This is a genomic window from Cupriavidus sp. 05T41, assembly GCF_056396525.1.
This window is the reverse complement of sequence record NZ_JBFTLQ010000164.1, coordinates 1-6609: the sequence shown is the minus strand read 5'-3', so window position 1 is coordinate 6609 and position 6609 is coordinate 1. Positions and strand designations below refer to the sequence as shown.

Sequence of the window (6609 nt, the reverse complement as noted above, 5' to 3'; positions counted from 1 at the left end):
CCTGAAGACGCCGCCGACGCTGGCCACGCTCAAGCAGCTTCACACCATGCTCGGCGTGTCGGTGCGCGAAATGGTGCGCGACAACKAAGCGCCTTACAAGGAGCTGGGCCTGGCCGATCCGGGCCTCACCGATGCCGAGGTGCTGGACGCGGTCGCCGACAATCCCATCCTCCTGCAGCGTCCGGTGGTGGTGCGTAACCGCCGCGCGGCGATCGGGCGGCCGCCCAAGAACGTGGTGCCGCTGCTGGCCTGAGGTTGCCGCGGGCTGCAAACGGAAGTCCCCGGGCACGCGGGGCTTGCTAGCCCTGAGCCCCGCGGCGGGCAGATCGCACCCCGTCAATCCCTCAAATAAAACCGGCCCCCACGCAAGGTGGGGGCCGGCCCGGTCAGACAGACACGACTGCTTCAGGCGGGTCGTCTAATGAACACCCAGCCAGTGCATGGCCTCCTGACCGAAAGCGATTGCCGCAAGCACCACCAGCAGGATCACCAGCGTCACCGCGCTGACGTAGAGCGTGGCCTTGGCGACCTCGGCGTCTTCCTGCAGCGAATGCCAGTGCGCCTGGTCGCGGCGGGGGCGCTCCTCGCGCCTGTGTTGCATCGGATGTGGCCAGTGCAGGTGCGGCCAGTGCAGCCGGCCGGCCATTTGCCTGATATGCAGCTCCGGGTGGAAACGCATGGGCAACACCTCCTGGGCGTGGCACGCGCCGGCCGGGACGCTAGGGCCGTATATGGGATGGCGGCGTGGCAACCCGGAACGCGGATGGTTCGGGACCATATACGACTTAACTATAGGCGGCGCGACGCAGGATGCGAGCTTCGCGTGACATCGCGGTGCCCCGCCCGGCACCGCCCGGGTCAGCCCGGCGCGGTGCCGGGCGGGCTGACMGCCGCCGCCGCGGCCTCGCGCGCGCGCAACTCGGCCAGCATATTGCAGAACAGCGCGCCTTGCTCCAGCGCGTCGTCCAGCGCCACGTGCGTGTGCGGCAGGGGATCCTTCCAGGCCTCGGGCAGGGCGGGCTTGACCGTCTTGCGGTAASGCAGGCCGGTCATGGCGAAGCCCAGCGTCTTGATGTCGAGCGCGGCCCAGCCGAACGGCGAGCGGCCGGCGAAGCGCATCATGTACCAGAACATCCAGGTGAAATCGAAGCCGGCCGGAAAGGCCACGAAGACTGGCTTGCCGGGCAGGCTTTCCACCCACTCCACATAGCGCACCATGGCCTGCGCCGGCGGCTCCGGGTTCTGGCGGCAGGCCGCCCAGGCTTCCGGCTGGGTCAGCCACCACTGCATCTGCGCCGGATGGCCGGCCGCGCCGGGCAGCGTCTCCAGGTTGGCCGAGAAGGTACCGAGCACGGTCTTGTCCGCCAGCATCGCCGCGGAGGCGAAGGACAGCATGGAGTGCGGGCCCGGGATGGGGCCATCGGCTTCCACGTCGGTGCTCACATAGATCTCGGGGCGGGTGTCGGGTGCCTGTCGCTTGGCCATGGCTGCTCGGAGAAGAGGAAGTCCGGAAAGGGCGGCGGCGCTCAGCCCGCGTCGATCAGGTGGTCCGCCACATAGGGATTGTTCTTGCGCTCGTCGCCGAACGTCGAGACCGGGCCGTGGCCGGGCACGAAGGTGACATCCTCACCGAGCGGCCAGAGATGCGTGCGGATCGAGCGGATCAGGTCGCCGTGGTTGCCGCGCGGAAAATCCGTGCGTCCGATCGAGCCGGCGAACAGCACGTCGCCGACGATGGCAAGCCGGTGCGCGCGCGAGAAGAACACCACGTGGCCCGGGGTGTGCCCGGGGCAATGGTAGACCTCCAGCGTCTCGCTGCCGAACTGCACGGTGTCGCCGGTATCGAGCCAGCGCTGGGGTTCGAACACTTCGGCATGGCCGAAGCCGAAGCGGTGCGTCTGCTCCGGCAACTGGTCGATCCAGAAGCGCTCGTCCTCATGCGGSCCCTCGATGGGGACGCCMAGCTCGCGCGCSAGYGCCGCSGCRCCSGCGCAATGGTCCAGGTGGCCGTGCGTCAGGAAGATCTTCTCCAGCGTSACGCCGCGTTCCCTGAGCGCCGCGTGGATGCGCTCGAGGTCGCCGCCGGGGTCGGTTACCGCGGCCCGGCCGGTGGTCTCGTCGATCAGGAGCGCGCAGTTCTGCTGGAAGGGCGTAACGGGAATCAGGAGGACTTGCATGAGAAGGCGGGGATGGACCTGGAATGTGGGTTCTGCGTGCGCGCGAGCCGCCGGGCCGGCGCACGATGTCGTGCATTGTAGCGTCGGGCACACCGCCACGTCGGGCCGTGCCGGGCGGCTGCCGGCGCCGCGAAGCCATGCCCGCATCACACCGCAAAGCCTTGCCAGGACTGGGCCTGCGCCCCGCGGCCCGCTGCAACGGGTACGCCGTCGCGGCGGCTTTTTMGTGATTTTTCGATTTTGTTACAGACAATTCGTAACAAAATCAAGAGCATAGGCCCAACTGCCTGATGCTAGACTCGCGCGATGCCATGGTTACCACCCCTACTTTCCCGCCCCGGGCGGATCGCCCGACTGTGCCTGCACGCCACCTGTGCGCTGGCGCTGGCGGCCTGCGCCTTGCCTCCGGGAGGCGAAGAGCAGGAAAGCGCGCCGACCGCCACCACGGCCAAGCCTGCCAAGCCCGGCAAGGCCGCCAGGCCGGACAAAGGTGGCAGGGACGCCAGGTCCAATGGGCAGGATCAGGCGCAAAAAGATGGGGGGAAGGATAGCGGCAATGGCTGGGGCCTGTTCCGCTGGGGCGGCAACGACGGCCTCGCCGATGGCGGGCAGGGCTCGTTCGAGGGCTTGCGGCCCGATCTCGGCTCTTACGAGCAGCGCGGCACCGCTTCCTGGTATGGCAAAGGCTTCCACGGCCGCCGCACCGCCAACGGCGAGCGCTTCGACATGCGCGCGATGACCGCCGCCCATCCCTCGCTGCCGCTCGACAGCTGGGTGCTGGTCCGTAACCTGCGCAATGGCAAGGTAGCGGTGGTGCGCATCAACGACCGCGGCCCGTATCACAGCAACCGCGTGCTCGACGTCTCCTACGGCGCCGCCAGGCGTCTTGGCTTTACCGAGCACGGCTCGACCCAGGTGGAGATCCGCCGCCTGTCGCGCAGCGAGGTCGCCGCGCTGGGTCCGCAGATCGCGCCGGGCGACGATGCCGGCGGCGATGGCGGCGACGACGCCAATGGCGGCCCCGACCTGTCCGACAAGCCGGACGAGCAGCCCGTGCGCGTGGCCCGCAAGACGCGCAAGCCGGCGGCMCGGCGCAAGCACCGCTGAGCCTGCGATGCGGACCATGCAGCCTTGCCGGGTCCGCGCCGCGGCCGGCGCGCCGGTCCTAGTCTTCGCTGTCCGCGTCGTCGCMGGCCCGCTGCGCCAGCGCCAGCCGGTACAGMGCATCGGTGGGCGCGCCGGTGATGGCGGCGGCCAGCTTGGCGGCCCRCTTGGCCGGCAGCTCGGCCAGCAGCAGCCCCAGCACCTGCTGTGCGCGCGCATCGGGCTGGCCCGCATCCTGCGCGGCCGGCGCCGCGCCTTCGACCACCAGCACKAACTCGCCCTTGGCGCGCGACGCGTCCGCGGCCAGCCAGGCCGGCGCCTCGCCGACCGGCAGCACGGGAATTTCCTCGAACAGCTTGGTCAGCTCGCGGCCGATCAGCAGACGCCGCTCGCCGGGCAGCGCCGCAGCCAGCGCGGCCAGGGTATMGGCGATGCGGTGCGGTGCCTCATAGACGACCCAGGCGTGATCCAGCGTGGCCAGCGCGGCGATGGCTTCGGCGCGCGCGCGCGCCTTGGGCGGCAGGAAGCCGGCGAAGGTAAAGCGCCCGCCGCCGCTGTCCAGCATCTCGCCGGCCACCGACAGCGCGGCCACCGCGGCGCTCGGGCCGGGCAGCGGCACCACCTTGTGGCCGGCCGCGCKGGCCGCTTCCACCAGGCGCGCGCCGGGGTCGGAGATGCCGGGCGTGCCGGCRTCGGATACATAGGCAATGCGCTCGCCGGCGGCCAGGCGCGCATTGATGCGCTGGGCCGCCTCGCGCTCGTTGTGCTCGTGCACGGCCAGCAGGGGCCGGTGCAGGYCCACGCGCGTGAGCAGCTGGCCGGTGTTGCGGGTGTCCTCGCAGGCGATCGCGTCGGCCAGGCCGAGCACATGCAGGGCCCGCAGCGAGAGATCGGCCAGGTTGCCGATCGGCGTGGCCACCACGTACAGGGTGCCGGACGGGTAGGACTGGCCGGCCGCCAGGGAGATCCAGTMAGTCATGCTTGAGAACTTCMGTTGAATCCATCATTCAAATCCACCACGCAGGCGCAGGGCGCCCGCGCCKAGGCACGCGCGCTGGMCCACCTGGAGCGGCACGGCCTCGCGCTCGTGGTTCGCAATTATCGCTGCAAAGGCGGCGAGATCGACCTGATCATGCGCGAGGCCGACGGCACGCTGGTTTTCGTCGAGGTGCGCGAGCGCGCCAGCCGGACGTTTGGCGGGGCGGCGGCCAGCGTCACGCCGGCCAAGCAGCGGCGCATCCTGCTGGCGGCGGCCCACTTCCTGGCCGCGCAGCCGGCAGCGGGCGGCGAGCCGGGCTGCCGGCTMGACGTGGTGGCGCTGGAGCCGGGCCGGCTCGAATGGATCCGCGGCGCCTTCKGGGCCGATGGCGGCTAGCGGGCGGCAGCCCGCGCGGGCGGGTGCGTCATAATGCGCGGTATCGCGCGGCTCGCCCCGCGCCCGGACACAGGCAGCGACACCAAACAGGGCCGATCGAGCCATGCATATCGATAGCATCCAGCAACATTTCTTCGACAGCGCCGACACCATGCGCCAGGCCGCGCCGGTGATGGCACCCCATATCGCCGCGGCGATCGAGCGCATGGTGGGCGCGCTCACCAGCGGCAACAAGATCCTCGCCTGCGGCAACGGCGGCTCGGCCGCGGACGCCCAGCACTTCGCCGCCGAGCTGATCGGCCGCTTCGAGCGCGAGCGCCCGGGCCTGGCGGCGATCGCGCTGACCACGGACAGCTCCATCCTGAGCGCGGTCGGCAACGATTATGATTTCAGCGTGGTGTTTTCCAGGCAGGTGCAGGCGCTCGGCCAGCCGGGCGACGTGCTGCTGGCCATCTCCACCTCAGGCAACTCTGCCAACGTGGTGGCCGCGGTGATGGCCGCCAAGCAGCGCGACATGTGCGTGGTCGCGCTGACCGGCAAGGGCGGCGGCGAAGTCGCCGGCCTGCTCGACGAGTTCGACGTCAGCCTGTKCGTGCCCAGCGAGCGCACCGCGCGCATCCAGGAAGTCCACCTGCTGACCCTGCATTGCCTGTGCGACGGCATCGACGAGGCGCTGCTGGGCGAGGGCTGAGCCCGCCCGGCGCGCCACGCGCTGTCGCCATTTCCCGCAACCCTGCTTCATGGCCCATTTTTGCCTCACCGCTTTCAGCAAGGACCGCATGACGACTCTGCCCAACCCGCGTGAATCCCGCACCGTCCGGCCTGCCGGACGCCTGGCCCGCCTGGCCCGCACCGCCACCACGGTCGCGKTGCTGACKGTGGCCGCCACGCAGCTGGCCGGCTGCTTCCCGGTGCTCGCCGGCGCCATGGCCGGCGGCGTGACCATGGCCACCGACCGCCGGCCCACCGGCACCCAGGCCATCGACCGCGGCCTGCAGCTCGAGGCCGAGAACACACTGAACTCGCGCTACAACGGCCAGGCCCGCATCAGCGTCACGGTCTACAACCGCAAGGTGCTGCTGACCGGCGAGGCCAAGAACAACGACGTCAAGCAGCAGGTGGAGCAGTACGTGCGCGGCCTGCCCAATGCGCGCGAGGTGATCGACGAGCTGGAGATCGTGTCGTCGCCTTCGTTCGCCACGCAGAGCCAGGACACGTATATCACCAGCAAGGTCAAGACCATGCTGATCACCACCGAAGGCATCCCGTCCAACTCGATCAAGGTCGTCACCGAGAAGGGCGTGGTCTACCTGATGGGCGTGGTCACCCCGGCCGAGGGCGACCGCGCCACCGACGTGGCGCGCAATGCCAGCGGCGTGGTCAAGGTGGTCAAGGCCTTCGACTACGTGAGCGAGACAGAACGCGCCAGGCTCGATGCCACCGCCAGCTCGCAGAACCCGCCGCAGGGCGAGAGTTCCGGCGCGGCACCGGCCCAGCCCGCGCAGCCGGCACCGGTCCAGCCGGCGCCCGACACCACGGCGCCCGGCGCCACCAGCAGCCCGGTCGCGGCGCCGGTCAGCTCCCCGGTGGCGCTGCCGCCGGGCCGCAACCTGCCCTGAGGCGGGCAGCGGGGCGGGTGACGCGCAAAGCTGGCCCCCGGCTCGCCTTTGCGCGTACCCGTTACAGCGCCGGCATATCAGCGCGGCGGCGCAATCCGCGGTTCGATCTGCGGATTGCGCATCACATTGGCCCGCCCGATATGATAGGGTTTGGCACGCCGCCMGGCGCGGCACCGGAGCCGATCCCATGATCCCCATTTCCGTACGAGCGATCCCTTTCGTCACCCTTGTCGTTGCCGCGCTCGCGCTGCTGGCCACGGCCCKGGCCGCGCACGCGCAAGCCGCCCAGGAGGCGGGCGCCACCGCGCTGCAGGCGCGCGACTGGGCCGCCGCC

The 6609-nt window shown here is 70.6% G+C and carries 9 protein-coding genes; 5 read left to right on the top strand and 4 right to left on the bottom strand.

The features are described 5' to 3' along the window. On the top strand, positions 1-253 hold a 253-nt coding region (locus AC1DKV_RS39890), incomplete at its 5' end, for an ArsC/Spx/MgsR family protein (RefSeq protein ID WP_477139687.1). A 165-nt stretch (positions 254-418) separates the two neighbouring features. Here the strand turns inward: AC1DKV_RS39890 and AC1DKV_RS39885 are convergent. From AC1DKV_RS39885 to AC1DKV_RS39875, 3 genes are all read right to left on the bottom strand, one after another. Further along, a complete protein-coding gene (locus AC1DKV_RS39885) occupies positions 419-679 on the bottom strand; it encodes a hypothetical protein (protein WP_441612969.1) in 261 nt (86 codons plus the stop codon). A gap of 179 nt (positions 680-858) precedes the next feature. Beyond that, on the bottom strand, positions 859-1485 hold the full coding sequence (locus AC1DKV_RS39880) for an exonuclease (RefSeq protein WP_477139686.1): 627 nt from the start codon (positions 1483-1485) through the stop codon (positions 859-861). Between the two features lie 41 nt (positions 1486-1526). Then, a complete protein-coding gene (locus tag AC1DKV_RS39875; RefSeq protein ID WP_441612971.1) occupies positions 1527-2177 on the bottom strand; it encodes an MBL fold metallo-hydrolase in 651 nt (216 codons plus the stop codon). A gap of 306 nt (positions 2178-2483) precedes the next feature. On the opposite strand from AC1DKV_RS39875, the gene AC1DKV_RS39870 reads away from it, so the two are divergent. After that, on the top strand, positions 2484-3284 hold the full coding sequence (locus AC1DKV_RS39870; RefSeq protein ID WP_441612972.1) for a septal ring lytic transglycosylase RlpA family protein: 801 nt from the start codon (positions 2484-2486) through the stop codon (positions 3282-3284). Between the two features lie 58 nt (positions 3285-3342). Here the strand turns inward: AC1DKV_RS39870 and rsmI are convergent, their stop codons facing one another. Further along, positions 3343-4260: a 16S rRNA (cytidine(1402)-2'-O)-methyltransferase gene (gene rsmI / locus AC1DKV_RS39865; RefSeq protein ID WP_477139685.1), complete on the bottom strand. Its 918-nt coding sequence runs from the start codon at positions 4258-4260 to the stop codon at positions 3343-3345. A gap of 15 nt (positions 4261-4275) precedes the next feature. Between rsmI and AC1DKV_RS39860 the strand changes: the two genes are divergently transcribed. The 3 genes from AC1DKV_RS39860 to AC1DKV_RS39850 all read left to right on the top strand — a co-directional run bounded on the left by AC1DKV_RS39860 (position 4276) and on the right by AC1DKV_RS39850 (position 6275). Further along, on the top strand, positions 4276-4656 hold the full coding sequence (locus tag AC1DKV_RS39860; protein ID WP_477139684.1) for a YraN family protein: 381 nt from the start codon (positions 4276-4278) through the stop codon (positions 4654-4656). A 103-nt stretch (positions 4657-4759) separates the two neighbouring features. Next, positions 4760-5347, top strand: coding sequence for a phosphoheptose isomerase (locus tag AC1DKV_RS39855; protein ID WP_477139683.1), 588 nt, complete (start codon positions 4760-4762; stop codon positions 5345-5347). Positions 5348-5435: 88 nt separating this feature from the next. Next, positions 5436-6275 (top strand): BON domain-containing protein, encoded by an 840-nt coding sequence (locus tag AC1DKV_RS39850; RefSeq protein WP_477139682.1) that lies wholly within the window; start codon positions 5436-5438, stop codon positions 6273-6275. Positions 6276-6609 lie beyond the last annotated feature (334 nt).